This is a genomic window from Pantoea rwandensis, assembly GCF_002095475.1.
GTDB classification, from domain to species: Bacteria; Pseudomonadota; Gammaproteobacteria; order Enterobacterales; family Enterobacteriaceae; genus Pantoea; species Pantoea rwandensis.
In genome coordinates, this window is record NZ_MLFR01000003.1 from 78,611 (window position 1) to 102,209 (window position 23,599).

Here is a 23,599-nt window from a genome sequence, read left to right on the forward strand (position 1 = left end):
TGCCAGGTACGCGTTTGTGCGCATCCTGCAATCATTCATTGATGATAAAAACCTAGATGGAACCGGTTCCAAAAGAAAGCCATAGAGCGTGGAATTATGATCCTGCTCACGAAGTGAGCCAGATAACGGGGGATTAGCGCAGCGGCTGGCTGGAGCCGCGCACAATCAATTCGCCGGAAAAAACCTGTTCACTGATCGGTTGTTCATTGCCATCAATGCGGGCAATGACCTGCTCCAGCGCCGCATAGCCGATTTGCCATGTGGGCTGTTTCAGCGTGGTGATCCCTACGCCTGCTAATGCTGCCCACTCCAGCTCATCAAATCCGAGCAGACCGATGGTTTCTCCCCAGTGCAGATCGAGCCGCTGCAAAGCCCGGGCAACTTGCAACGTCAGTGCGCCGTTGGCGGCCATCACTGCGCAGTGCTTGTCACTGTGGCGTTGCTGGAAATCGCGCAGGATTTTTTCCAATTGCTCTGGCTGGTGCAAAGGGACTTCGGCGTTTTCCGCCATCACGTTTGTACGTGTTTTGCTGGTGTCATAGAAAGCGCCAAGGCGTTCACGACGGGTGTTGACGCTACCCAAGGGTTCGCTGAGGAACAGCAGGGCTTCGTAGCCATTATCCAACAGGTGCTGCGTCGCGATATGTGAGGCTTCCGGGTTATTCAAGCCCACCACATCGCAGGCGAAGTCGGGGATTTTGCGGTCGATCAGTACCATCGGCAGCATCGACTGTTGTAAGCGCTTGAGCACTTCTTCATGCATACCAACCGCATTCACCACAATCCCCTCCACCTGATAACTACTGAGCAGTTGCAGATAATACTGCTCGCGATCGACTTCGTTATTGGTGTTACACATCAGCAGGGTAAAGCCTTGCGCGCGACAGGCTGCTTCAATACCACTCAACACATCGACGGAATAAGGGTTGGTGATATCAGCAATAATCAGGCCTATCAGGCGTGTACGCCCACGTTTTAGGCCGCGCGCCATCTGGCTGGGACGATAATCGAGATCGGCAATGGCCTGTTCAATGCGGGCTTTTAGGTCGGGCGAGAGCAGGTTTACTTCGCCATTAAGATAGCGGGAAACGCTGGTTTTACCGGTTTTTGCCGTGCGGGCAACGTCACTGATTGTGGCTCGTGGCGGCCTTATTTTCATTGCGAACACCTGAATAATTGAATCAGGCGAAGACTATCACAGCGCGAGCGTCACGCAATCATTGTGCATCAGAAGTGAGGCGTAGTGTCGGTTGCCACAATGTCTGTAGCGCATTAAGGGGGGCTCCCTCCAGCAGTTGCAGCACCATCTCTGCCACGCATTCGCCAATGCGCTGTTGTGATAATTGCAGAATGGCATTGACCGGATCTTCAATAATGGTGTCGTGCGGCAGACCATCATAGACATAAAGGGGAATCGCGTGCGGACCGCTCAAGCGTCCGGCCTGCTGGAGCGCAATCGCCGCGCCTTCTCCCAGCGGCGCGCAATCGGTCACGATCGCCTGCGGTGCGATATCCTGCGCCAGCCATAAACGAGTTTGCTGATAGCCAGAACGTCGTGTCATCGGCAATGCTGCCAACATGGTGGGGGCAATAGAAGGATGGTGCTGCATGAGTGCGTCGACGAACCCTTGGCGCCTGTCGATGATGTAGGTGCAAGGTTCATCGCCACCAAGATAAGCAACACGCGTTAGTCCCTGTTGCAGGCAGTGTTCTGCGGCTAACAGGGTTCCAGCATGGTTGTCGTAGTCAAACCAAGCATAGGGCTGCGGCAACTGACTGCGACCCAGCGTGAGAAAGCGAAATCCCTTCTGCTGCAAGCGTTGCAGCCGGGCATCATGTGGCATGGTGTGGGTGAGAATGAGCGCATCAAGCGCGCCACTGCGCAGCATACGCATCAGCGTTCGATGCTGGTCCTGCGGTTTGTCTGGCAAAATAACCAAGTCGATGTCATGTTGAGCGAGGCGGAGATCAAGCGTCTGCAGCATTTCGCTGTAGTAACTGTCGTTAAGGGAAGCTGTACTAACGGGAAAAACTAAGCCAATGGTATTTGCGCGTCCAGTCTTCAAACGCCGCGCGGCATCATTAGGGCGATACCCGCGTGAAGTAGCCTCATCTTCTATGCGCTTACGTGTTGCAGCAGCAACATCATCATAACCATTTAGCGCACGGCTCACGGTGGTGACAGAGAGGCCGAGGGCGGCGGCAATGGCTTTAAGCGACATGATGTTAACTTCCATTGATCAATTTTTGATCACGCTAGCATAAAGTATTCTTCGGCTCTATCGGTTGCCCTTTAATGAGCGATTTCTCATCCAAATAGCGTCAAAAATGGCGTAAAAAAGCGCTGAAAAGCCGATCTGCAGAGGCAGACCGGCAGTCAACGGCTTAGCCCAACGGGCTCAGCGTAATCTCTACGCGACGGTTTTGTGCTTTACCCGCCTCGGTGGTGTTACTGGCAATCGGATTGTCCGGCCCCATGCCCTGAGTGCGCAGGCGATTTTGCGCCACGCCTTGCAGGATCAGGCCGCTGGCCACGCTTTCTGCACGTTGCTGTGACAGACGCATATTCAATGCGCGCGTACCGGTGCTGTCGGTGAAGCCCACCACATTCACTGCGGTTTTCGGGTACTCCTTAAGCACCATCGCCACACCGGTCAGCGTGTTGGCGCCTGCCGGTTTCAGGTTGCTACTATTGGAGTCAAACGTCACATTATTCGGCATATTCAGCACGATATTGTCGCCCTGACGCGTTACGCTAACGCCGGTACCGCGCATTTTGTCGCGCAGTTTGGCTTCCTGCACATCCATGTAATAGCCGACGCCACCACCCAGTGCAGCACCCGATGCGGCACCAATCAGCGCACCTTTACCGCGATCTTTTTTCGATGATGACAACATGCCGACGCCGGCACCCAGCACCGCGCCCAAGCCAGCACCCATACCCGATTTACCCGCTTGCGATTCGCCGGTGTAAGGATTGGTGGTACAACCTGACAGCGCGATGCTGCCACTCACTAACAAGGCCAGCGCTAAAACACGCTTATTCATTGGAAATCCCTCACAATTTTTTACGGGGAAAATGCCCCAAAACGGCACCATTATGCCGTTCAATAATGGGGAAATGCGTGAGGGTGAGTCTTAAAGTGTAAAGAATTGCTTTAAAGATTATCGGGATGACAGAAACAGCTGGTTTGATGATCGTTAATCAGGCCGCAGGCCTGCAAAAATGAGTGGCATGTTGTCGGGCCGACGAATTTAAAACCACGCTTCTTTAACGCCTTCGACAGCGCAATGGCAGGATCAGAGGTGGTCGGTGCCTGTTTGTAATCGGCATAACGATGCAAAATCGGCTGATTATCGACAAATGACCAAATAAAGCGGGAAAAGTCCTCGCCTTCGGCTTCCAGCGCTAACATCGCTCGGGCGTTATTAACAATTGCTTCCAGCTTGCCACGATGGCGGATGATACCGGCATCCTGCAGCAAACGTTGCATATCCGCCTCATCCATCTGAGCAACCGCGTGCGGATCAAATTCATGGAAAGCGCGGCGATAGTTTTCTCGTTTCTTCAACACGGTAATCCACGATAACCCGGCCTGTTGCCCCTCAAGGCACAGCATCTCAAATAAGGCTCGCTTATCGGTTTGCGGCACGCCCCACTCGTTATCGTGGTACGCCAGATAGAGCGGATCCTGTGTTACCCAGCCACAACGTTGCATTGCATCACTCCCTTCGCATGAGGAAAAAACAGTTAATCCCTTGACGTAGAGCAGAATAGATTAATAGTTAATCAATGGGTGCCGATAATATACCTGTCATTCTTTGTGCTGCAGCTACCTGTGCTCGCCTCGGTCACTGAGAGGACTCAGCGTGCAGCGCAAATGATTTAGGGTAGACATAACCTTAACGCCCAATCCCTTTCTGGCTCGTCAGGAGTCTTTCATGTTGCAGAAAAGTCAGCGGACAGGCCAGCAGATTCTCATGCTGGCTTTTGGCGGTTTTTGGCTATTGTTTATGGCCATGCCCGCTAGCGCCTGGGGCCAGGCCAGCGGCGATAATGTGGCAGATTACAACGCGATACTGGCTGAAAAAATATCCAGCAACCGTCTGATGCTGACAGAAGATCGTGATATTAGTCTGATGGATGCGGCGCTCAACTCACCCGATGAGGGCGCCATGGTGCTACACAACGAAACGGCCAGCGTGGGGAATGCCCCGTTCGCCAACCGTTATTCGGCGGGTTGGCAGATGCCGATGAGTGAAACGCTGCGTACGGGTCCGGTGGCACAGTTTGCCGTGGATGATTCGATGATGAGCTGTCCTAAGTGCGAATTTGTTGATGGTAATAACGCCGGTCATATTGCCTCGCTGGGTTGGCGGGTTGATTCCGCACTTGGCTGGATTTCACCGTGGGCACAGGTTAGCTACAGTCATCAATTGAATTACGATAGCCCAGCCGCCACGCGGGATCGTCCGGAAGAGATCAACCATGAAAGCCGCTGGATGGATGTGAGCGTAGGCGCCAACCTACCCATTGGGCAAAATATGGCGGCCTTTGCCTCCTTTTCTCAAACTGGAGCCGTTATCAGCGGCGAACAATTTATTTATAGTCTCGGCGTCAGCGCCAGCTTCTAATTCCTGCGCGATCCGCCGCATTAAAAAAGGTACACTGGCCGCTTAGCGCCTAACCTATCGGCGCTCCGGGTTGGTCAACGTCAGGTTTCTTCATGTCAGTTAAAATCTTATCTTCAACGCTGGTGGGGCTGGATGGCTTTTGCCAGGATCCGCTTGCCGTGTTGCAGCAGGCCGATAACGGCGTGCTGGCGGTGCTGCACAACAATGCACCGGCCTTTTATGCGCTTACGCCACAGCGGCTGGCGCAATTGCTGGCGCTGGAAGCGGCCGCGCAGCAACCGAATGATGTCATGCTGGATGACAGCTTGTTTCACACCGATGCTGCGCCGATGGCCACGCCGGTCGGGAAATTCGCCATGTATTCAGGCTGGCAGCCGGATAATGATTTTCAGCGTCAGGCCGCCATCTGGGGTGTGGCACTGAGCGAGTCGGTGACCGCCGCCGAATTAGCCACTTTTGTGGCTTACTGGCAGGCCGAAGGTCGACTGTTCCACCATGTTCAGTGGCAGCAGAAACTGGCGCGCAGCGTGCAGATGAACCGCGCGGCCAACGGCGGACAGCCGAAGCGCGATGTGACGCAAGTCAGCAAAACCGATTACGATATTCCCGATGGATTCCGAGGTGAATGATGAAAACGCCGAACGATCTTTTCAATCGCCTGAAAAAATTTATGCCTGCGGATGTGCAACCGAAATTCAAAAACGGTGAAGAGCTGCTGGCGTGGAATCAGGAGCAGGGCCGTTTGCGCTCCGAAGCCATTGTGCGAGAAAACCGCGCCATGAAGATGCAACGCATCATGGGGCGCTCCGGCATTCGTGAATTGCACATGAACTGCTCGTTCGACAACTATCGGGTTGAGAATGATGGTCAACGCAAGGCCCTCGCCTTAGCTCGCGAGTATGCCGCCGGTTTCGACAACAGCATTGCCAGCTTCGTTTTTTCTGGCCGTCCTGGCACGGGTAAAAACCACCTTGCTGCGGCGATTGGCAATGACCTCATTCTTCGTGGCAAAAGCGTACTGATTGTGACCGTGGCCGATTTGATGTCGAGCATGAAAGGCACCTTCAGTGGCGGCAGTGATCTTACCGAAGAGCGCCTGTTGCAGGATCTCAGTCATGTTGATCTGCTGGTGATCGACGAGATCGGCATGCAAAGCGAATCGCGCTATGAAAAAGTGATCATTAACCAGATTGTCGATCGCCGCTCCTCGTCGAAACGACCGACGGGTATGTTATCGAACCTTGATCCAGCAGGGATGAATGCGCTGCTGGGCGAACGCGTGATGGACCGTATGCGTCTCGGCACCAGTTTGTGGGTGCGCTTCGACTGGGAAAGCTACCGCAGCCGCGTGCGCGGCGATGAGTATTGAGACAGGTGAGCGTTCGATGAAAGCAGCCGGTAAAGGCCCAGCATTACTTCGACTCAACAACCTCAAACGCGTGATGACGCAATTGCGTACCACCCGTATTACCTCCCGCCAGGATTTGGCGCTCGCGCTCGAACTGAGTAAAAACACCGTTTCCCTGATCGTGGATGATTTACTTGAGCAGGGGCTGATTAACGAACTTGGCCCGGTGAGTGTGGCCGCTGCAGGCCGACCAAAAATTGAAATTACGCTGCGTGCGGAGAAGTTGAAAAGTGCGGGCATCATGGTGGAGCGTAATGCGATTCACTGGCGCGTTTGTGATTACTTCTCGCAGGTGATTGCCGAGCAAACCTGGCATACGAACACCGCCGATCCCGCGCTGCTGCTGCCGGAGTTGGTGGAAGTGTGCCAGACCTTGCAAGCCGCGCATCCCGAGTTATTAGGTTTCGCCGTTGGCTTCCCTGGTATCATCGATCCACAGCGTGGCTGGGTGCATTTTTCGGCCCATCTTGGCTGGCAGGATGTTGATGTTCTCACGCCATTAAAAAATGCCACCGATCTGCCGCTACGTATCATGCACAACGTGAAAGCCGCTGCTTTGCTTTCCGTACAGCAACTCGACCTGAATAAATCGCAAAGCCATTTCTATTTGCGTATTGGTGAAGGTGTTGGGGGCGCGCTGGTGGAAAAGGGTGCAGTGTTCGTCGGCAGCAGTTGGACCGCAGGTGAAATTGGTCATATGCAAGTGCAGCCACAGGGTATGCGTTGCAGCTGCGGTCGATTAGGGTGCCTGGAAACACTGGTGAGTAAGCCTGCTGTTCAACAGCAACTGGGCCAACGTAAACCTGGGCTGCGCTGGCAAAATGCTGCCAGTGAACCGCAGATCGTTAATGAGGTGATGACGTCAATCGGACAGCATTTGGGTTCTGCACTCAGCCCGCTGATGCAGCTCGTGAATCCCGCCAGCATCATCATTGATGGGCCGTGGAATAGCCATCCCGCGTTTGTACAGGCAGTACAACAGGCCGCACAAGCCAGCACCTTAGCCTTTACCTTCACCCATACTCAGCTGCATTTCCTGCCGCAGCGTATCGATCCCGCCAACGGTTTGGCGCTGGCGGTAGTCGAGCAATATGAGCGTGCTATCGCGTAGGGCGAACCCTACGCAATGCTAACGCTGTTAATGCCGTGGAATATCAAATGACTCGCCAGATTTCGTACTGGTGGTGCTCTGCGGCAACTCCGCTTCAACGTTAAACTTCTCCAGCACCAGACCGTGGATTTTCTCCAGTGAGACACCTGCGGTTTCCGGTAGATAACGGAAGGTAAAGAAGTACATCCCCAGTGAGAAAATCGCGAACAACAGCAGTGGGAACCCACCGTGGAACAGGTCCAGCAGCAGCGGGCTACTGTTCATGATCGGGAAGGTGCTACTGATCACGAAGTTCGCCAGTGACATGGCACAGATAGAGATCCCAACGCAAATTGAACGAATCTCAGTGGGGAAGATCTCGCCCAGTACTGTCCAGACGATCTGGCCCCAGGTCATGCCGAAGAAAATCATGTAAGCAAACAGCCCCACCACCGCCAACATGCCCGGCAGATGATAGAAGAAGGCAATAAACGAATACGCAAGGCAGATGCAAGAGGTGATGGCGCCTAACAGCAGCAACTTACGACGCCCAACTTTATCTATCAGCATCATTCCGGCCAGCACGCCGATGAACTGACAAATAGAGAGCCAGAAGGTTTGTAACAGCGCGGAATCGGTACTGCCCGCTACGTTTTTCAGCAATGTAGGACCGAAATACTGAATCACGTTGATGCCGCTGATTTGGTTGCCCACTGCCAGACCAATACCGATGATCAGCAGCGGGATAGTGGTTTTATCCAGACGCAGACGTGATCTGTGCTGCAGTGCGGTTTTGTCAGAGAACGAGTGTTTGATTTCATTAAACACGCTTTCGGCATGCTCACGATTGGAGATTTTTGTCAGCGTATCCAGCGCTTCATCGTATTTACCCTTCAGCACGTTCCAACGCGGTGATTCCGGGATAAAGGCGATGAAGAACATGAAGAGTGCGCACGGCACCAGCGCGGTAGCCAGGATGTAGCGCCAGCCCATGTTAATCATCACCTCGGGCAGCGTTGATTTGGTGATGAAATAGTTGGTCAACAACACCACAGATTGCCCGCCGACGCAGCACACGGCATAAAGTGCCGTGGTGCGACCACGAAATTTCGACGGTGAAAGCTCCGCCAGATAAATCGGTGAAATCACCGAGGCGAGGCCAATCGCCAATCCGCCAATAATGCGGAACAGGACAAACACCGTGAAGTTGTGCGCGATGGCGGTACCGATCACCGAAACGGTGAACAGCAGCGCAGTGATGGCGAGGGATTTTTTGCGCCCTAATTTGTCACTAAGGCGTGGCGCGATAAAACAGCCCACAAGACTGCCCAGCAAGATGTTGGAGACGGCCCAACCGGTTTCAGCGGGTGACAGCTGGAAATATTCACTTAAAGGTTCGATTGCACCGGAAATAATTGAGGAGTCATATCCCATTAACAGCCCGCCAAATGCCGCGACGGTACAGCAGAGAATGACATACTTCATGTTATAGCGATTTTGCCTGGTATCCATTGTTATAGCCCCTTGTCTCTACAGCCTGAACGTTACGTGTCCAGAAAGAGGAGTGGTGTAGGTTATCGATGTTCAGCGTTATTCACTCGAGGTTTGCATATTGGAATATATGTTCTAAATGATGGTTTTTGGATCATTTTTTCCAGGAAGTGTGAAGGAGGTTGCGAAAATTGCGGTAAACGATAATAAGTGCAGGGCCATATTTGGCTGAAAAAAGGGGTTTTTTATCAAATCCTATCTGGTTGACGTCGCAGTTCTTGTTTTTATTTTCATCATTATGAAATTTTTATTCTGATTACTACCGATTATTTTCCGATCTGAGTTATGTTGACTGCTCGTTTCATTTTTCAGCCGGCAACGGGCATAATACGTTGATTGACAGGCCATCTTTGCGGACGTCGCAATGAAAACGCAGCGCATCACTCTGGACGATATTGCTACCCTGGCGGGGGTCACCAAAATGACGGTGAGCCGCTATCTTCGCACCCCGGAAAAGGTCAAAACGGAAACGGCGGAGAAGATCGCCAGCGTGATTGCCGAAATCGGTTATGTTCCCGATCCCGAAAACACCGCGACGGCGAAGCAGAATCAACCGCGCATCGGTGTCTTAATCCCCTCATTCAACAACCAAATTTTTGCCGATTTACTGGCAGGCATTGAATCCGTCACCAGCGCACACGGCTATCAGACGCTGGTGGTCAACTATGACTACAATGCGCAGCGCGAAGAGGAACAGATTGCCACCGTACTCGCGTTCAATATCAAAGGGCTGATTCTCACCGAGTCAGTCCACACTGTCCGCGCCGAAAAATACCTGAATGCCGCTAACATCCCTGTGGCGGAAGTTATGGGGCTGACAGAGGCAAGTGGCCGCATCAACGTCGGGTTTGATAACTATCGCGCAGGCTACGATATGACCTCCATGCTGCTGGCTAGTGGAAAGCAGCGTGTCATCTATTTTGGTTCGATGTCCGATCGCCGTGATGAGCAGCGCTATGCGGGCTATCGTGATGCGGTTGAAGCGGCTGGGTTCCCGGCAGGGCGCATTGTGCCGAATAAAGTCTCTTCGGTCTCGATTGGTACCGGCATGATGACGCTGGCGCGCCAGCTCTACCCGGAAATGGATGCCATTCTTTGCACGAATGACGATTTGGCGGTAGGTGTATTACAGGAGTGCCAAGCTGCGGGCATTGCCGTACCCCAGGCGATGGCGATTGCGGGTTTCCACGGACTGGATATTGGTCAGGCGACCACGCCGCGCTTAGCCAGCGTGATCACGCCACGTTTTGAGATGGGGAAAGTGGCGACGGAGATTGTGCTGAAGAAGATTAACCAGCAGCCCACCATCGAGCAGGTTAACCTCCATTACCGGCTCTCAATGGGTGCCACCATCTGAAATCTATCCGCTGCGTAGAAATGCGCACCCTACGAAAACCGCGTGCGATCGTCGTAGGGTGGTTATGCATGGCAAGCGAAAAGCGCTTAACGGATAAGCTTGACGCCATTCACGGTGAACAGGTCGCTAACTCAGTCGCGTGCGGTGCTGGTCGGCGGCGTAATGGAGGGCTGAGTATGATGCGCACGTTTCAGGAAACGGCTCTCCAGTACATTCCATGAGGTATAGGCCAGAGCCAGCGTAATCACGATGGTTAATCCCAATCCCAGGAAAGCATTGGCATTGAACACCCCAAAGTGCTGCAGAACCTGAATAATCGGCCAGTGATAGAGATACATGCCGTAAGAGAGATCGCCGTACTGGCTGATTTTGACCTCTTTACACAGGTTGGTGCAGAACAGAATCACCACCGATGAGAAGGCAACCGGCTCGATGATAAAGGAGTAGTCGGTATTCTTGAACAGCAAGAACAACACCAGCGACACAATGGTAATCTCTTTGAGGCGATCAAAGGTGGGTTGATGCACCGCCAACAGGCTGCCAAAGAAGAAGAATGAAGAGAGCGAGACAAACTGTTTTGCCAGCGTATCGGCTTTCGGACCCGTATACAGCGATGTGAAATAGAAGAACCAGGCGCAGGAGATAACAAAAATGATACTCCAGACTTTCAGCGGGCTCTTCTTCATCAGTGGAATGATGAACGGCAGCAGGACATAGAGCGTCAGTTCAGCCTTGATTGTCCATAGCGAGCCATCCATCGGCTGATTTGGGTTGCTGGTGAACACACCCGGCAGCGAGGCCTGGATAAAGTTTAGGAAAGAAAAATTAGCGAGTAGATACTTAATGGTCTCTTTATTTTTCAGGAAATCCATTAGTGGCAGCGTAGTCAGACACATGCCGATCACGAAGCAGAGAATCACCACAAATATATAAGCGGGCAAGATACGTTGCGCACGTTTAATAAAATAGGATGTCAGTGATTTACTTCTTAAGTAACTTTTTGCAATAAGGAATCCACTTATTGCAAAAAATCCCCTGACGGCAAAATCACTGTTTAGGAAATGAGACAGGAAACGAATATCGGCGTTTCTTGTTACCTCGGCGGAATGCACCAGCATTACGATAAAGGCGAGAGAGAATCGGACGATGTCAAAATTATTTTTTTCGTTCATATCTGCATTCTTTCATTGAGTGGCTTGGCACCAAAAAGCTCAGGAATTAAATGGCATTAAGCCATTAAGATTATTCCTAACTATTCTGGTGCAGATGTTAGCCTATTAGAGGTTCAATGAAAGCAAAATGCAAGGAATGAGCAGTGCCATAAAAACATTCAGACTTTCCTTATGCGTCTATCAGGTTTATCTGAGATGTAAAATAAAAACGCTAACCGATGGCTAGCGTTTTTGCGGGAGGTTAGCGGAACAGTTTGAAGGTCTGCGAGACTTCGTAGCCGGTAATCGACTGTTTGCTTGAAACAGTATTGTAATAAAGATAATAGAGCACCATTAAAACAGTAATGCCCACAGCAATCACTTTCTTCAGCTTTTGGGTTTCCCAAATACACAGGGAAATAAGCACCGGTTCAACCTGCAACAGGAAGTTTGCCAGACGGCCACCGGAGGCATAATCCTGCAGCGCCATCCTCAATCCCGCACCGAGGGCGAAGGTGATGACCAGGATGTAATAAGTATTGAACTTAGTGGCATCGAAGTTTCTGATTCTGTCGCTCAGCAGCATAAAGCTGAAGATAAAGACGAAGCCGATATTTTTCAGGTTAGAGAGCGTAAGAATCCCTTGGTCCTGGGTCGATTCCTGATTGGCATATCCCATGGCCCTGTCACCTAATCCTCCCAGATGACTGGAAAGCAGGCTAATCAATGCCGAGCTGCCCATAAACGCAAGAGGTAAGCTGGCGACGACAATCAGAATGGGTATGTATTTGTTCTTTCTTACAATCATCGCCAGCGGAATGAGGAGCGCAACAATCCCCGTTGCGTGGCTAATAAAGGAAAGAATAAAGGTGGTAATCATCCCGGATTTACTACGACGGGACAAATGATAAACAAAGCCCATTAAGAAAGCAGAACATAACCCAAATCGGATCTGGTTCATGTCTTTGTTAATAAATAAGTGAGCCGAGTAAACCGCTAACGCAACGATGGGCAATGGGGTGAGCTTGCGGAAATACCATGCGTTGATACCCACCGCGATCACGGTGAAAACATAAATAAAGATATCTGGATTAGCAGTAAATACGCGAGTAATACCGGCTATCGCATATATTGCTGGTTCATAACGGAATTCTTCTGCTGTGCGCCAGAACCCTTCTATGACTATTTTATCGACGAACTGAACAAAGAAATCACGATACTGGAAATCATCGAGACCCGTACCCAGACCACGAATGCCGCCGAAAGTAAAAAGCACTACAACGGCAACAAAATAAACGTATGATCTGATTTGTGCTGTGTTTTCATTTTTACTTAACATAACTTCGACGAGTCCGACGAAAGTCAGGCTAAGACTTATGATCCAGTAAATTCCCATGGTCACAGATTCTTATAGTTTAAAATTTACTTATAACATATGGCCTTGTTAACGTAAACATGAGAAAAGTCTAATTTTTTCTGGTCCGGTATTATAGTGGATGCGGTAAGGTAATATTATTTGTTACTTTACCGGATGTGTTCGTTTATTTGATTTTCTCTGGGGTAATTGTTGCGTAGCAAAGCCTGAGATTGTGTTTCAGCTTTGTCTTTTGTCACTGTTTTTACTCAGAATCTGGAGCCGTATCGATGAAGTTTCCTCGGTTATTCCCTCTGTTTGTTTTGCTATATCTTCCTGCTGCGTTTGCCAATAAGGAAATTCCTATCTGGCCAAATGAAGTGTCAGGGAATAATAAAGTCGTTAATTTTAGTAAAAAACCGACCATCAATAATCGCGCTGTCACAAATGTCGATTCACCTGAAATGATTTATGTTCCTCCTGCAGGAAAAAATAATCACTCGGCTGTGCTAATCATTCCCGGTGGGGGTTTTTCTTATATTATGCAGGATGCTGAAGGGCTCGATGTCGCAAAAGTATTGAGCCAAAAAGGATATTCCTCATTTGTTTTACTTTATCGCATGCCACGCGGTGGATCAGAGATTAACCGCAATAATGCCTTTTCTGATGTTCAGCGCGCGATGCGCCTCATTCGTAGTCAGGCAACGGAGTATCAAATTGCCGCCAATCAGATTGGGGTGATGGGGTTTTCCGCGGGCGCTTTCCTCGCCGCCAATGTGAGTAACAGCCCCGACGCCAACAATTACCCGGCTGTTGATGCGCAGGATCAGATCTCAGCACGGCCTGATTTTACCGCACTGATTTATCCGGTGCTGTCGCTGAAAAATGGCGTGACGCATGTGGGCACACGCACGGCGATGTACGGCAAAGATATCAGCCAGCAAGATATTGATCAGTATTCGCAGGAAGATCGCGTCACGGCCAAAACCCCGCCGACGTTCCTGGCGCAGGCACTGGATGACGGCACGGCATCCCCTAAAAACACGTTACAGATGTTCGACGCGTTGCGTCAGAACCACGTGAAGGTGGAGATGCACCTTTTCCAGCAGGGCGGGCACGGTTTCGGCACCGGGCAGAAAAAGAATATCCCTGCTAAGAACTGGCCAACGCTGTTCAGTGACTGGCAGGCCAGCCTGGTGCAGCAGACGTCATCAACGCATTAGACGTAAGTGGATAAGCGGAAAAGGATTTCCTTGTCCATCGAGCGGCGAACGGCCGATCACCGAAAACCCCTGACTTTGATAAAAGCCTAAAGCCTGTGGGTTCTGTTCATTCACATCCACTTCAGTCACGCCCATTTTATCAATGGCGTAATGCAGCAACTGTTTGCCAATACCTTTGCCACAGGCTTCCGGATGGACAAACAGCATCTCCAGTCGATGTTCTGCCACGCCTAAAAATCCCAGAATGGCACCTTTTTCATCACGACATACGCGCAGGTCAACCATGGGCAGGTATTGATCGCGAACCTGCGGGCGCAGCGACACAATATCCGCATCGGACAGAAAATGATGCGTGGCGCGCACTGAGGCTTCCCACAAAACGGTAATGGCGTCGAAGTCACTCGCCTGTGCCGGATAAATTCCTTTCATTACTTTTTCCTTCCTGTTTGCTTTCTTAGCCAGAAAGTCTGAAACAGTTTCCACTGGCAATCAACCCCAGACTGGCGGGATAAATTGTTGCAGCCGGGCGGCTTTGCTAGAGTGTCGTGAACTTAAGAGGAATGATCCATGCCCCGCGACAACCGAATGTCCCGCTCTCTGCACGCGCTGATTCATCTTGATCGGCACGTCAAACGCGCCACGTCTGAGGCGATGGCCAAGATGCTGGGTACCAATCCGGTGGTGGTGCGCCGCATGATGTCCGGGCTACGCGAAAAAGGCTATGTGGTGTCGGAGAAAGGGCATGGCGGTGGCTGGGAACTGAGTGTTAAGCTCAGCGCCATTACGCTGCTGGATGTTTATCAGGCGATGGGTTCACCGGCGCTGTTCAGCATCGGGCCTGCTGCCGATCCTTCGCCGTGTTTAGTTGAACATGCGGTGGATGAGCGTCTGGATCAGGCGCTCAATGAAGCAGAAGCACTGCTGCTCAAACGCTTTAGCCAAATCACCGTGGCCGATATTGCCGATGATTATCTCCACAAAATGGCAAAACTGGGGCTGGAAGCCGAGCCCCATCCGCTGTGCAGTAACGAGTCTTAATCCTGCTTCTGTAAGGTGATCTGCGCATTGTGTTTCATCACATGCGTGGTCACTGCTGCCTGGAATACCTTGAACATCAGACCGTTGATAAAGGTAGTCAGCGTTAAGGTGATAAACGCCGTCATCACCCAATCAATCACCGCCACATCGCTGTGCAGCAGGTAAGGGCGATAAATCAGCATACCCACCAACACCGTCCAGTGGCTCATGCAGTAAAAGCAGTGGAACAGATGGCCGAGTAGCGCGTGCTTTTTGGCTGTCCATGCACGCAATCCTGCAAACAATTCCGTTTGAGTAATGGTCATTGAGGTACTGGCCGCTGCCAATGCAATCGCCACACATATCCATACGTCCGGGGTGATCAAGCTGTTCATCTTCTCTCCTGCTCTGTGTTTATCATGTAACTTACAATATTACATGATAGGTTAAGCCGCAAGCATCCAACTTGAGCAACCTGTGCGCCACATTGGCGAGATTTCGTTATTTATTGGCTTTAACGCTGAACATAGCCAGTGACGGCTTTTTTATAATGCTGCTGAAGGGTTAAACCGCCATCAGGAGGAAAGATGGATATTCACGCAGCCTGTATGCATCAACTGATGCTGTGGATTGAAGACAATATTGAACAGCGACTGATTCTGGAAACCGTGGCGCGACGCGTGGGTTATTCGCAGTGGCACTTACAACGACTGTTTCGCAGCCATACTGGCATTGCGCTGGGCACCTATATTCGTGAGCGGAAGTTAACGGCATCGGCGATTGCCTTGGTCAACGGTGATCTGCCGCTGATGGAGATCGCGATTAAATACGGTTTTGAGTCGCAGCAGACGTGGTGCCGCACTTTTCGCCGCATGTACGATCTCCCGCCTGGCGCGTTTCGTCGTAAATATCAGCACTGCTTGCCTGATATTGATGGGCCTACGAGTCTTCTGATGTTGCAACCGCAGACCCGCCAGGCGGCATAAAGTATTTACCTGGCGTCGAACCAAAGGCGCTGCGAAAGGCGCTGATGTAGCTGCTGACGCTATCGAAGCCAACCTGCCAGGCTACCTGCTGCACACTTTTACCCGCAGCCAGTCCTTCCAGTGATTTCAGTAAGCGCGACACCTGACGATAGCGCGACAGGCTCATGCCCACCGCACTGGCCCAATGACGGCTCAGGCTACGCGGACTTAATCCCGCCCACTGTGCCAATTCCGGACCCGTGCGCGCATCGGCGGGATCGTCTATCAACAGGCGTGCAATCTGGCGCAGGCGCGGCTCCTCCGGCAGCGGCAATGTCAGAGCATGTTCGGTGGATTCATACAGCTCATCCAGAAACACATCGCACAGCCGGTTATAGCGTTCGCTGCCCCAAGCATCTGGTGACAAACTTGCCAGTCGTTCGGCCAGTGGCTCCAGCACCGAAGGGCAGGAGAGCAGCACAGGATGTGTCGGCAAGGGTGCGCTGAGCGCTTCATCCACCAACACCGTCCAGCCGAGTACGCGACCGGGTCCGATAATCGCGTGTTCAAAGTGTGGTGGAATCCAACCCACCAGGCGTGGCGGATTGGCGAAGATGCCCGACGGCGTGTTGACCGTCATCATTCCCTGCTTCAGGCAATAAAGCTGGCCCGCCGCATGGCTGTGGGTGCGGCTTTCGCGATCCAGCTGTTTCGATAATGACGCCGCAATCACTTTGGGAGCATCAGGCTGCAGCAGCCGTTTACGCAGCTCATCCGCACGCGGATCGCCAGAGAAGGTCAGGTTATCGGTGGGATGGATGAGCATGGGGGTTCCGAAATAGCCAGCGTGAAAGACAGTATAGAATCATGAACAAGCTGATTTTTAAACAGAGCTCAGTTGTTCGGTTTTACCGAATAACTGCATTGTGCAGGCGAGATAAAGAGATTGGAACAAGTGGCGGAGAAGAGTGCAGAAGTAAAGTGCCAACCTTGCTCTACATCCTCAGACTGAAATTTTCCAACTTGTAACGATGACTTACAGGTTGCCTAAGCCAATCATTTAGAAATGAGTAACAGTAAGATGAAGGTGGCGGAAGATCACAGGAGTCGAACCTGCCCGGGACCGCTGGCGGCCCCAACCGGATTTGAAATCCGGCCGCCTCACCGGAGACGACGATCTTCCTTTGAAGAAGCCACGCAATTATAGCGACAACCCAGCGCGAAATCTTGATCTCACCCGTGCGCTACAGCACGTTCTCACCGTGAAGTTGGCGATATTCCTTGGGCGTAGTGGCGTAACTCTTCTTAAACACCGAATAGAAATATTGCAGTGACGGATAGCCGCACATCTGCGAGATCTCATTGATGTTCAGTGATGAAGAGGCCAACAGCTCGCGCGCTTTCTCCAGTTTTTCACGATGGATCATGGCGTGAATGGTGTCACCGGTCTCGTCGCGGAAACGCTTTTCCAGGTTTGAGCGTGACATGCCAATCGCATCCAGCACCTGTTCCACTTTGATGCCTTTGCAGGCATTGAAGCGGATGTAGTGCATGGCCTGAATCACGGCGGGATCGCGCAGCGAGCGGAAATCAGTAGAACGCCGGGCAATTACTTTGACCGGCGGTACCAGAATGCGCTGCAGCGGCAGGGTTTGTTTATCCAGCAAACGATGCAGCAGCTTGGCAGCTTGATAGCCCATCTGCCGCGTGCCTTGGGCGACGGAGGAGAGCGCCACGCGTGATAAATAACGCGTCAGCTCTTCGTTATCGATGCCAATCACCGTGAGCTTTTCCGGCACCGGGATTTTGAGATGCTCGCACGCTTGCAGCAGATGGCGGGCGCGGGCATCGGTGACGGCAATAATGCCGGTTTGCGGCGGCAGCGTCTGTAGCCAGTCGGCGAGACGGTTCTGCGCGTGCTGCCAGTTCTCGGGCGCGGTTTCCATACCTTGGTACACCACGCCCTGATAACGCTCGCGCATCACCAACTGACGAAACGCCTGCTCGCGTTCTTGCGACCAGCGCTTGCCGCTGGACGCGGGCAAACCATAAAAAGCAAAGCGGTTAATGCCTTTCTCTTTCAAGTGCAGGAAGGCACTCTCCACCAGTGCGGCATTGTCAGTGGCGATGTAATGCACCGGCGGATAATCTTGCGGCTGATGATAAGAGCCGCCGACACCGACAATCGGCACCGAGACGTTAGCTAATAACGTTTCATGGTGCTGTCGTCGTAGTCGGCAATCACCCCATCGCCGAGCCACTCGCGGATATTCTCAATGCGGCAGCGAAAATCCTCCTCAATGAAAATATCCCAGTCGGTTTGCGAGGCCTGCAAATATTCGCCGACCCCTTCCACAACCTGGCGGTCATACACCTTGTTGGCGTTGAACAGCAACGTAATGCGGTAACGTTTCTCATGCATGGTGGCGCGTTCCCTTAAACCCTCAGCGCATTGCATAGCACGGCTGCAAGGACAGCAGAAATGGTTTGCACCACAGTGTGATCGCCCACGCGATTACACCCGGCGACGCGTGGCGGTATCCATCCACACCGCCAGCAGCAAAATGGCGCCCTTCACGATATACTGCCAGAACGTTGGGACATCCATCATGCTCATGCCGTTATCCAGTGAGGCCATGATAAATGCGCCCATCACCGCACCGGCTACCGAACCGACACCGCCCGCGAGGCTGGTGCCGCCAATCACACAAGCGGCAATCGCGTCCAATTCAGCGATGTTACCCGCCGAGGGCGATCCGGCACCGAGGCGTGAACTGAGGATCAACCCGGCAATCGCTACCATCACACCGTTGATGGCAAATACCGCCAGCTTGGTGCGCGCCACGTTAATGCCTGAAAGCCGCGCGGCGTCAATGTTGCCGCCAATAGCGTAAATGCGGCGGCCAAAGGCGGTGCGCGTCGCCATAAACATCCCCGCCAGCAACAGCAGCGCCAGCAGCAACACCGGGGTGGGTACGCCACGATAGTCATTCAGCAGCCAGATGGCGCCGAGTACCACAACGGCGGTGATCGCCTGACGCGCCACGGTGCCTGTCGCCGCGGGTTGGCTGAGTCCTAACTGCTGGCGGCGTAACCGTAAGCGCCACTGCCAGAGAATAAACAGTGCCAAGCCAACAAAACCAAAGCCGAAGCCCACGCCGCCGGGCAGGTAACTTTGCCCCATCAGCGACATCGCCGGGCTGGTCGGTGCCACCGTGGTGCCATCGGTGATGCCGACCAAAATGCCGCGAAACGCCAGCATGCCGGCCAGCGTCACGATAAACGAAGGCACTTTGCGGTACGCCACCCACCAACCGTTCCAGGTGCCGAGCAGCAGACCCAGCACCAAGGTCACCACAATGGTGAGCGGCAGAGGCCAACCGAGCCAGACATCGAAAATCGCCGCCGCCCCGCCCAGCAGGCCCATCATCGAACCGACCGAGAGATCAATCTCTGCCGAGATAATCACAAACACCATACCGACCGCGAGGATGCCGGTGATCGCAGTCTGGCGCAGCAGGTTTGAGACATTGCGCGCGCTCAGCCAGGCGCCGTCAGTGGTCCAGGTGAAGAACAGTGCGATCATCACAATCGCCCCCAGCATCACTAAAACTTGCAGATTGAGGCGCGGAAACTTGCTGGGTGTCGGCGTGCTCGGCAGGCGCTGTGTACTCTCAGTTTTAAGCATAATGTTCACTCCGTAGAGCGGCTTCCATCACCTGCTCCTGAGTCAGATTGTTGTTAATCAGATCGGCCTTGATTTGCCCTTCATGCATCACCAAAACGCGATCGCTCAGGCCCAGTACTTCGGGCAGCTCGGACGAAATCACAATCACCGCGATGCCCTGTTGCACCAGCGCGTTAATCAGCAGGTAGATCTCCTGACGTGCGCCCACATCAATACCGCGCGTGGGCTCGTCCAGAATCAGGATTTTGGGGTTAAGCAGCAGACACTTAGCAAGAATGGCTTTTTGTTGATTGCCGCCGCTGAGTCGCCCAATCGCCAGTTCGGGCGAAGAGGTTTTCACCCGCAGGCGGCGAATCGCATCGTTAATGGCCTGCTGTTCGGCGGCTTCATCCACGGTGGAGAGGCGATGGCTGAACTGGTCGAGCGCTGCCAGGGTGATGTTTTTCCCCACGCCCATCAGCGGCACAATACCGTCTTTTTTGCGGTCTTCCGGCACCATGGCGATGCCATGCGCAATCGCTTCTCGGCAGTCGTGGATCTTCACCAGCTTGCCGTTGATGGCGATATCGCCCTGCCAGCGCCCCGGCCAGACGCCAAACAGACACTGTACCGTCTCGGTGCGTCCGGCCCCGACCAACCCGGCAATACCTAAAATCTCACCGCGTTTAAGGCTGAATGAAACGTTATTCACCCGGCGCACGTGGCGATTGACCGGATGCCAGGCGGTGAGGTTTTTCACTTCCAGTATCGTTTCACCAATCTCGTGCGGCTGATGCGGATAGAGCGCGGTGAGCTCACGGCCCACCATCATGGTGATGATGTCATCCTCGCTCAGACCGGCCGCCGGGCGCGTGGCGATGTGCTGCCCATCGCGGATCACGCAGATGGTGTCAGAGATGGCTTTCACTTCATTGAGCTTGTGCGAGATGTAAATGCAGGCGATGCCGTGTTCACGCAGGTTATTGATGATGCTTAACAGCACCTCGGTTTCCTGCTCGGTGAGCGAGGAGGTGGGTTCATCCAGAATCAGCAATCGCACCTGCTTGTTGAGCGCACGCGCAATCTCCACTAACTGCTGCTGACCCAGCCCCAGCTCCCCCACTTTGGTATCGGGTGCTACATCCAGCTTCACCCGTGCCAGCAGCTGCTGGCAGCGCAGCGTCATGGTTTCATCATCCACCAGGCCAAAACGGCCCAACTCGGCACCGAGGAAAATGTTCTCCATCACCGTGAGCTGGCGTACCAGCGCCAGCTCCTGATGAATAATCACAATCCCTTTGCGCTCGGTATCGCGGATGGTCTGCGCCTGAATGCGATCGCCGGCAAATTGGATCTCACCGTCAAAATCACCGTGCGGATAGAGCCCGCACAGGATTTTCATCAAAGTGGATTTGCCCGAGCCATTCTCGCCGCACAGTGACATCACTTCGCCTGCATCCAGACGCAGACTGATATCATCCAGTGCTTTCACCGCGCCAAAACGTTTAGTGATGTGGTTCATTTCCAGCAGCATGGGGTTGCTCCTCGCAGCGGCGCTTAGAGTTCGCTCTGTTTGTGGAAACCGTCTTTCACCACGGTGCTTTCGATATTGTCTTTATTGACGGGGATAGGCGTCAGCAGGCGTGAGGGCACGTCTTTCAGGCCATTATTCAGCTTGCCGTTGCTGGCGGGCGTTTGGTTATCGCCCAGTTCTACCGCAATCTTCGCCGCTTCGGTGGCGAGTTCGGTGATGGGTTTATACACCGTCATGGTTTGGGTGCCGTTCATAATGCGCTTGATGGCGGCCAAGTCGGCATCTTGGCCCGATATCGCCACTTTGCCTGCCAGACCCTGTGCACTCAGCGCCTGAATCGCACCGCCTGCGGTGGCATCATTGGAGGCGACGACCGCATCAATGTGGTTGCCGTTGGCGGTCAGGGCATTTTCCATGATTTTCAGCGCATTTTCGGGCAGCCAGGCATCCACCCACTGATCGCCCACCACTTTGATGCTGCCGTTATCAATATACGGTTTTAACACTTTCATCTGACCGGCACGGAACAGGCGAGCGTTATTGTCCACTGGCGAGCCGCCCATCATAAAATAGTTACCTTTAGGCACCTGTTTCACAATGCTTTCAGCCTGCAATTCCCCGACTTTTTCATTATCAAAGGAAATATAGAAATCGATGTCCGCATTATTAATCATACGGTCATAAGCGAGCACTTTAATGCCCTCGCGTTTGGCTTCCGCGACGACATTACTTAATACCTGTCCGTTGTAAGGAATGATCACCAGCACATCGACACCACGGTTGATCATATTTTCAATTTGCGACATTTGGGTTTCTTCATTGCCGTTGGCCGATTGCACAAATACCGTGGCACCTAACTTTTCGGCTTGTTTAACAAAAATGTCGCGATCTTTCTGCCAACGCTCTAGGCGTAAATCATCGATCGCCATGCCGATTTTGACTTCTTTCGCCATACCCGCATGGCTAAACAGGGCCAGCGCAGCGCAGGCGGCTAACAGCGTGTATTTCATTTTCATCATGGTCATCCTGTAGGTTGAGGCTATTGTCGTTGTAAGGCTATGAACCAAGCGGATGAATTGTTGCCTTGAGTTTCAGGCAACATCAATTACTGATTTTTATCCTGCTATTACGTTTTTTTGTTTATTTCTGATTCTTTGAGCGCGATCGAGAATTCCCGATTTTTGCGAGCGAGTGCACAATTAATAATTATCTTAATTTGAGTGTGAAATATCGTAATTGAGTCTGTCGCTAACCCCTTAGCAAAATAATGATTCACTGCTGACCATTCGGGTCTGATGCTAAGGAGCAACACATGCACGCTTATTTCGACCAGCTCGATCGCGTTCGTTATGAAGGGGCCAAGTCCACCAACCCACTGGCGTTTCGCCATTACAATCCTGATGAAGTGATTCTCGGTAAAACTATGGCGCAGCATCTGCGCTTTGCCGCGTGTTACTGGCACACCTTCTGCTGGAACGGTGCGGATATGTTTGGTGTCGGTGCGTTTGATCGCCCGTGGCAGAAAAATGGCGATGCATTGCAGCTGGCGAAACAGAAGGCGGACGTCGCGTTTGAGTTCTTCCACAAGCTGAATGTGCCGTATTACTGCTTCCATGATGTGGATGTCTCACCGGAAGGCGATTCACTGCACAGCTACCGCGAGAACTTTGCCGCGATGACCGACAAACTGCTGGAGAAACAGCAGGAAACTGGTGTGAAGCTGCTGTGGGGCACGGCCAACTGCTTCACCCATCCACGTTACGGTGCCGGTGCAGCGACCAGTCCTGACCCAGAAATCTTTGCCTGGGCTGCGACGCAGGTGTGCAGCGCGATGCAAGCCACGCAAACGCTGGGCGGTGAAAACTACGTGCTGTGGGGCGGACGCGAAGGGTATGAAACCCTGCTGAATACCGATCTGCGTCAGGAACGTGAACAGATTGGCCGCTTTATGCAGATGGTGGTGGAGCACAAACACAAAATTGGCTTCCAGGGCATGCTGCTGATTGAGCCAAAACCGCAGGAACCGACCAAACATCAATACGACTACGATGTGGCGACGGTATACGGCTTCCTAAAACAATTTGGTCTGGAAAAAGAGATCAAAGTGAACGTCGAAGCCAACCACGCTACGCTGGCGGGCCACTCATTCCATCATGAAATTGCAACGGCCATCGCGCTGGGCATTTTTGGATCGGTGGATGCTAACCGCGGCGATGTGCAATGTGGCTGGGATACCGATCAGTTCCCGACCAGCGTCGAGGAGAATGCGTTGGTGATGTACGAGATCATCAAAGCGGGCGGATTCACTACCGGCGGCTTAAACTTTGATGCCAAAGTGCGCCGCCAAAGCACTGACAAATATGACCTGTTCTACGGCCATATTGGTGCCATGGATACCATGGCGTTGGCGCTCAAAGTCGCGGCGCGCATGGTGCAGGATGGTGAGCTGGATAAACGCGTGGCGCAGCGTTACAGCGGCTGGAATGGTGAGTTCGGCCAGCAAATTTTGAAAGGCGAGTTTTCACTGGCGTCACTGGCAGCGCATGCTCAGCAGCAACAACTGAACCCGCAGCACCGCAGCGGGCGCCAGGAGCAACTGGAAAACCTGGTGAATCACTACCTTTATGATTTTTAACCGCATCGGGAG

General features: G+C 52.7%; 22 protein-coding genes, 1 tRNA gene and 1 pseudogene. 9 read left to right on the forward strand and 15 right to left on the reverse strand.

Going from position 1 to position 23,599, the window contains the following annotated elements:
- Positions 1-133: 133 nt before the first annotated feature.
- The 4 genes from HA51_RS05530 to HA51_RS05545 all read right to left on the reverse strand — a co-directional run bounded on the left by HA51_RS05530 (position 134) and on the right by HA51_RS05545 (position 3,719).
- The gene (locus HA51_RS05530) at positions 134-1,159 is read right to left on the reverse strand and encodes a LacI family DNA-binding transcriptional regulator (protein ID WP_084932915.1); all 1,026 of its coding nucleotides are present in this window, start codon (positions 1,157-1,159) and stop codon (positions 134-136) included.
- 58 nt (positions 1,160-1,217) lie between these two features.
- Positions 1,218-2,222, reverse strand: coding sequence for a LacI family DNA-binding transcriptional regulator (locus tag HA51_RS05535; protein WP_084932918.1), 1,005 nt, complete (start codon positions 2,220-2,222; stop codon positions 1,218-1,220).
- Positions 2,223-2,385: 163 nt separating this feature from the next.
- Complete coding sequence (locus HA51_RS05540) at positions 2,386-3,048, reverse strand: OmpA family lipoprotein (protein ID WP_084932922.1); 663 nt, start codon at positions 3,046-3,048, stop codon at positions 2,386-2,388.
- A gap of 110 nt (positions 3,049-3,158) precedes the next feature.
- Positions 3,159-3,719, reverse strand: a complete 561-nt coding sequence (locus tag HA51_RS05545; RefSeq protein WP_084932926.1) for a DNA-3-methyladenine glycosylase I — start codon at positions 3,717-3,719, stop codon at positions 3,159-3,161.
- A 223-nt stretch (positions 3,720-3,942) separates the two neighbouring features.
- On the opposite strand from HA51_RS05545, the gene HA51_RS05550 reads away from it, so the two are divergent.
- From HA51_RS05550 to HA51_RS05565, 4 genes are all read left to right on the forward strand, one after another.
- Positions 3,943-4,635 (forward strand): autotransporter, encoded by a 693-nt coding sequence (locus HA51_RS05550; RefSeq protein ID WP_084932928.1) that lies wholly within the window; start codon positions 3,943-3,945, stop codon positions 4,633-4,635.
- A 92-nt stretch (positions 4,636-4,727) separates the two neighbouring features.
- On the forward strand, positions 4,728-5,264 hold the full coding sequence (dnaT, locus tag HA51_RS05555; RefSeq protein WP_084932931.1) for a primosomal protein DnaT: 537 nt from the start codon (positions 4,728-4,730) through the stop codon (positions 5,262-5,264).
- The gene (gene dnaC / locus HA51_RS05560) at positions 5,264-6,004 is read left to right on the forward strand and encodes a replicative helicase loader DnaC (protein ID WP_084933311.1); all 741 of its coding nucleotides are present in this window, start codon (positions 5,264-5,266) and stop codon (positions 6,002-6,004) included. Before dnaT ends, dnaC begins: the two co-directional genes overlap by 1 nt.
- Positions 6,005-6,020: 16 nt before the next feature.
- Positions 6,021-7,154, forward strand: coding sequence for an ROK family protein (locus HA51_RS05565; RefSeq protein ID WP_084932935.1), 1,134 nt, complete (start codon positions 6,021-6,023; stop codon positions 7,152-7,154).
- A gap of 27 nt (positions 7,155-7,181) precedes the next feature.
- Here the strand turns inward: HA51_RS05565 and HA51_RS05570 are convergent, their stop codons facing one another.
- Entirely contained in the window at positions 7,182-8,645 is a 1,464-nt protein-coding gene (locus HA51_RS05570) for a sugar porter family MFS transporter (protein WP_084932937.1), read from the reverse strand.
- Between the two features lie 403 nt (positions 8,646-9,048).
- Here HA51_RS05570 and HA51_RS05575 point away from each other — a divergent pair, with 403 nt between their 5' ends.
- Complete coding sequence (locus HA51_RS05575; RefSeq protein WP_084932941.1) at positions 9,049-10,041, forward strand: LacI family DNA-binding transcriptional regulator; 993 nt, start codon at positions 9,049-9,051, stop codon at positions 10,039-10,041.
- Positions 10,042-10,172: 131 nt separating this feature from the next.
- On the opposite strand, the gene HA51_RS05580 is transcribed toward HA51_RS05575, so the two are convergent.
- Together HA51_RS05580 and HA51_RS05585 are read right to left on the reverse strand one after the other, a co-directional pair.
- Positions 10,173-11,213 (reverse strand): acyltransferase family protein, encoded by a 1,041-nt coding sequence (locus tag HA51_RS05580; protein ID WP_084932944.1) that lies wholly within the window; start codon positions 11,211-11,213, stop codon positions 10,173-10,175.
- Between the two features lie 241 nt (positions 11,214-11,454).
- The gene (locus HA51_RS05585; RefSeq protein WP_084932948.1) at positions 11,455-12,588 is read right to left on the reverse strand and encodes an EpsG family protein; all 1,134 of its coding nucleotides are present in this window, start codon (positions 12,586-12,588) and stop codon (positions 11,455-11,457) included.
- Positions 12,589-13,010: 422 nt separating this feature from the next.
- On the opposite strand from HA51_RS05585, the gene HA51_RS05590 reads away from it, so the two are divergent.
- Complete coding sequence (locus HA51_RS05590; RefSeq protein ID WP_342744871.1) at positions 13,011-13,769, forward strand: alpha/beta hydrolase; 759 nt, start codon at positions 13,011-13,013, stop codon at positions 13,767-13,769.
- On the opposite strand, the gene HA51_RS05595 is transcribed toward HA51_RS05590, so the two are convergent.
- The gene (locus HA51_RS05595; RefSeq protein ID WP_084932956.1) at positions 13,758-14,198 is read right to left on the reverse strand and encodes a GNAT family N-acetyltransferase; all 441 of its coding nucleotides are present in this window, start codon (positions 14,196-14,198) and stop codon (positions 13,758-13,760) included. The genes HA51_RS05590 and HA51_RS05595 overlap by 12 nt on opposite strands.
- Before the next feature lie 138 nt (positions 14,199-14,336).
- On the opposite strand from HA51_RS05595, the gene HA51_RS05600 reads away from it, so the two are divergent.
- Complete coding sequence (locus HA51_RS05600; RefSeq protein WP_084932958.1) at positions 14,337-14,807, forward strand: Rrf2 family transcriptional regulator; 471 nt, start codon at positions 14,337-14,339, stop codon at positions 14,805-14,807.
- Here the strand turns inward: HA51_RS05600 and HA51_RS05605 are convergent.
- Positions 14,804-15,181 (reverse strand): DUF1360 domain-containing protein, encoded by a 378-nt coding sequence (locus HA51_RS05605; RefSeq protein WP_084932960.1) that lies wholly within the window; start codon positions 15,179-15,181, stop codon positions 14,804-14,806. The two genes, HA51_RS05600 and HA51_RS05605, sit on opposite strands and share 4 nt — an antisense overlap.
- Positions 15,182-15,373: 192 nt before the next feature.
- Here HA51_RS05605 and HA51_RS05610 point away from each other — a divergent pair, with 192 nt between their 5' ends.
- The gene (locus HA51_RS05610; protein ID WP_084932962.1) at positions 15,374-15,772 is read left to right on the forward strand and encodes a helix-turn-helix domain-containing protein; all 399 of its coding nucleotides are present in this window, start codon (positions 15,374-15,376) and stop codon (positions 15,770-15,772) included.
- On the opposite strand, the gene HA51_RS05615 is transcribed toward HA51_RS05610, so the two are convergent.
- The 6 genes and pseudogenes from HA51_RS05615 to xylF all read right to left on the reverse strand — a co-directional run bounded on the left by HA51_RS05615 (position 15,726) and on the right by xylF (position 21,968).
- Positions 15,726-16,577 carry an AraC family transcriptional regulator gene (locus tag HA51_RS05615; protein ID WP_084932966.1) on the reverse strand — a complete coding sequence of 284 codons (852 nt, stop codon included), beginning with the start codon at positions 16,575-16,577 and terminating at the stop codon, positions 15,726-15,728. The genes HA51_RS05610 and HA51_RS05615 overlap by 47 nt on opposite strands.
- Before the next feature lie 262 nt (positions 16,578-16,839).
- A tRNA-Sec gene (locus HA51_RS05620) sits at positions 16,840-16,934 on the reverse strand.
- Between the two features lie 61 nt (positions 16,935-16,995).
- Positions 16,996-18,173: pseudogene (gene xylR / locus HA51_RS05625) on the reverse strand (D-xylose utilization transcriptional activator XylR).
- A 93-nt stretch (positions 18,174-18,266) separates the two neighbouring features.
- Positions 18,267-19,439: a xylose ABC transporter permease XylH gene (xylH, locus tag HA51_RS05630; protein ID WP_084932968.1), complete on the reverse strand. Its 1,173-nt coding sequence runs from the start codon at positions 19,437-19,439 to the stop codon at positions 18,267-18,269.
- A complete protein-coding gene (locus tag HA51_RS05635; RefSeq protein WP_084932971.1) occupies positions 19,432-20,952 on the reverse strand; it encodes a xylose ABC transporter ATP-binding protein in 1,521 nt (506 codons plus the stop codon). The genes xylH and HA51_RS05635 overlap by 8 nt, the downstream gene beginning before the upstream one ends.
- Before the next feature lie 23 nt (positions 20,953-20,975).
- Entirely contained in the window at positions 20,976-21,968 is a 993-nt protein-coding gene (gene xylF / locus HA51_RS05640; protein WP_084932973.1) for a D-xylose ABC transporter substrate-binding protein, read from the reverse strand.
- A gap of 296 nt (positions 21,969-22,264) precedes the next feature.
- Between xylF and xylA the strand changes: the two genes are divergently transcribed.
- Positions 22,265-23,587, forward strand: a complete 1,323-nt coding sequence (gene xylA / locus HA51_RS05645) for a xylose isomerase (RefSeq protein WP_084932976.1) — start codon at positions 22,265-22,267, stop codon at positions 23,585-23,587.
- Positions 23,588-23,599 lie beyond the last annotated feature (12 nt).

What these genes read in the sequence shown, in the direction of transcription:
- HA51_RS05530 (WP_084932915.1), bottom strand. Translation starts at nt 1,159, where the DNA reads ATGAAAATAAGGCCGCCACGAGCCACAATCAGTGACGTTGCCCGCACG.
- HA51_RS05535 (WP_084932918.1), bottom strand. Translation starts at nt 2,222, where the DNA reads ATGTCGCTTAAAGCCATTGCCGCCGCCCTCGGCCTCTCTGTCACCACC.
- HA51_RS05540 (WP_084932922.1), bottom strand. Translation starts at nt 3,048, where the DNA reads ATGAATAAGCGTGTTTTAGCGCTGGCCTTGTTAGTGAGTGGCAGCATC.
- HA51_RS05545 (WP_084932926.1), bottom strand. Translation starts at nt 3,719, where the DNA reads ATGCAACGTTGTGGCTGGGTAACACAGGATCCGCTCTATCTGGCGTAC.
- HA51_RS05550 (WP_084932928.1), top strand. Translation starts at nt 3,943, where the DNA reads ATGTTGCAGAAAAGTCAGCGGACAGGCCAGCAGATTCTCATGCTGGCT.
- dnaT (WP_084932931.1), top strand. Translation starts at nt 4,728, where the DNA reads ATGTCAGTTAAAATCTTATCTTCAACGCTGGTGGGGCTGGATGGCTTT.
- dnaC (WP_084933311.1), top strand. Translation starts at nt 5,264, where the DNA reads ATGAAAACGCCGAACGATCTTTTCAATCGCCTGAAAAAATTTATGCCT.
- HA51_RS05565 (WP_084932935.1), top strand. Translation starts at nt 6,021, where the DNA reads ATGAAAGCAGCCGGTAAAGGCCCAGCATTACTTCGACTCAACAACCTC.
- HA51_RS05570 (WP_084932937.1), bottom strand. Translation starts at nt 8,645, where the DNA reads ATGGATACCAGGCAAAATCGCTATAACATGAAGTATGTCATTCTCTGC.
- HA51_RS05575 (WP_084932941.1), top strand. Translation starts at nt 9,049, where the DNA reads ATGAAAACGCAGCGCATCACTCTGGACGATATTGCTACCCTGGCGGGG.
- HA51_RS05580 (WP_084932944.1), bottom strand. Translation starts at nt 11,213, where the DNA reads ATGAACGAAAAAAATAATTTTGACATCGTCCGATTCTCTCTCGCCTTT.
- HA51_RS05585 (WP_084932948.1), bottom strand. Translation starts at nt 12,588, where the DNA reads ATGGGAATTTACTGGATCATAAGTCTTAGCCTGACTTTCGTCGGACTC.
- HA51_RS05590 (WP_342744871.1), top strand. Translation starts at nt 13,011, where the DNA reads ATGATTTATGTTCCTCCTGCAGGAAAAAATAATCACTCGGCTGTGCTA.
- HA51_RS05595 (WP_084932956.1), bottom strand. Translation starts at nt 14,198, where the DNA reads ATGAAAGGAATTTATCCGGCACAGGCGAGTGACTTCGACGCCATTACC.
- HA51_RS05600 (WP_084932958.1), top strand. Translation starts at nt 14,337, where the DNA reads ATGCCCCGCGACAACCGAATGTCCCGCTCTCTGCACGCGCTGATTCAT.
- HA51_RS05605 (WP_084932960.1), bottom strand. Translation starts at nt 15,181, where the DNA reads ATGAACAGCTTGATCACCCCGGACGTATGGATATGTGTGGCGATTGCA.
- HA51_RS05610 (WP_084932962.1), top strand. Translation starts at nt 15,374, where the DNA reads ATGGATATTCACGCAGCCTGTATGCATCAACTGATGCTGTGGATTGAA.
- HA51_RS05615 (WP_084932966.1), bottom strand. Translation starts at nt 16,577, where the DNA reads ATGCTCATCCATCCCACCGATAACCTGACCTTCTCTGGCGATCCGCGT.
- xylH (WP_084932968.1), bottom strand. Translation starts at nt 19,439, where the DNA reads ATGCTTAAAACTGAGAGTACACAGCGCCTGCCGAGCACGCCGACACCC.
- HA51_RS05635 (WP_084932971.1), bottom strand. Translation starts at nt 20,952, where the DNA reads ATGCTGCTGGAAATGAACCACATCACTAAACGTTTTGGCGCGGTGAAA.
- xylF (WP_084932973.1), bottom strand. Translation starts at nt 21,968, where the DNA reads ATGAAAATGAAATACACGCTGTTAGCCGCCTGCGCTGCGCTGGCCCTG.
- xylA (WP_084932976.1), top strand. Translation starts at nt 22,265, where the DNA reads ATGCACGCTTATTTCGACCAGCTCGATCGCGTTCGTTATGAAGGGGCC.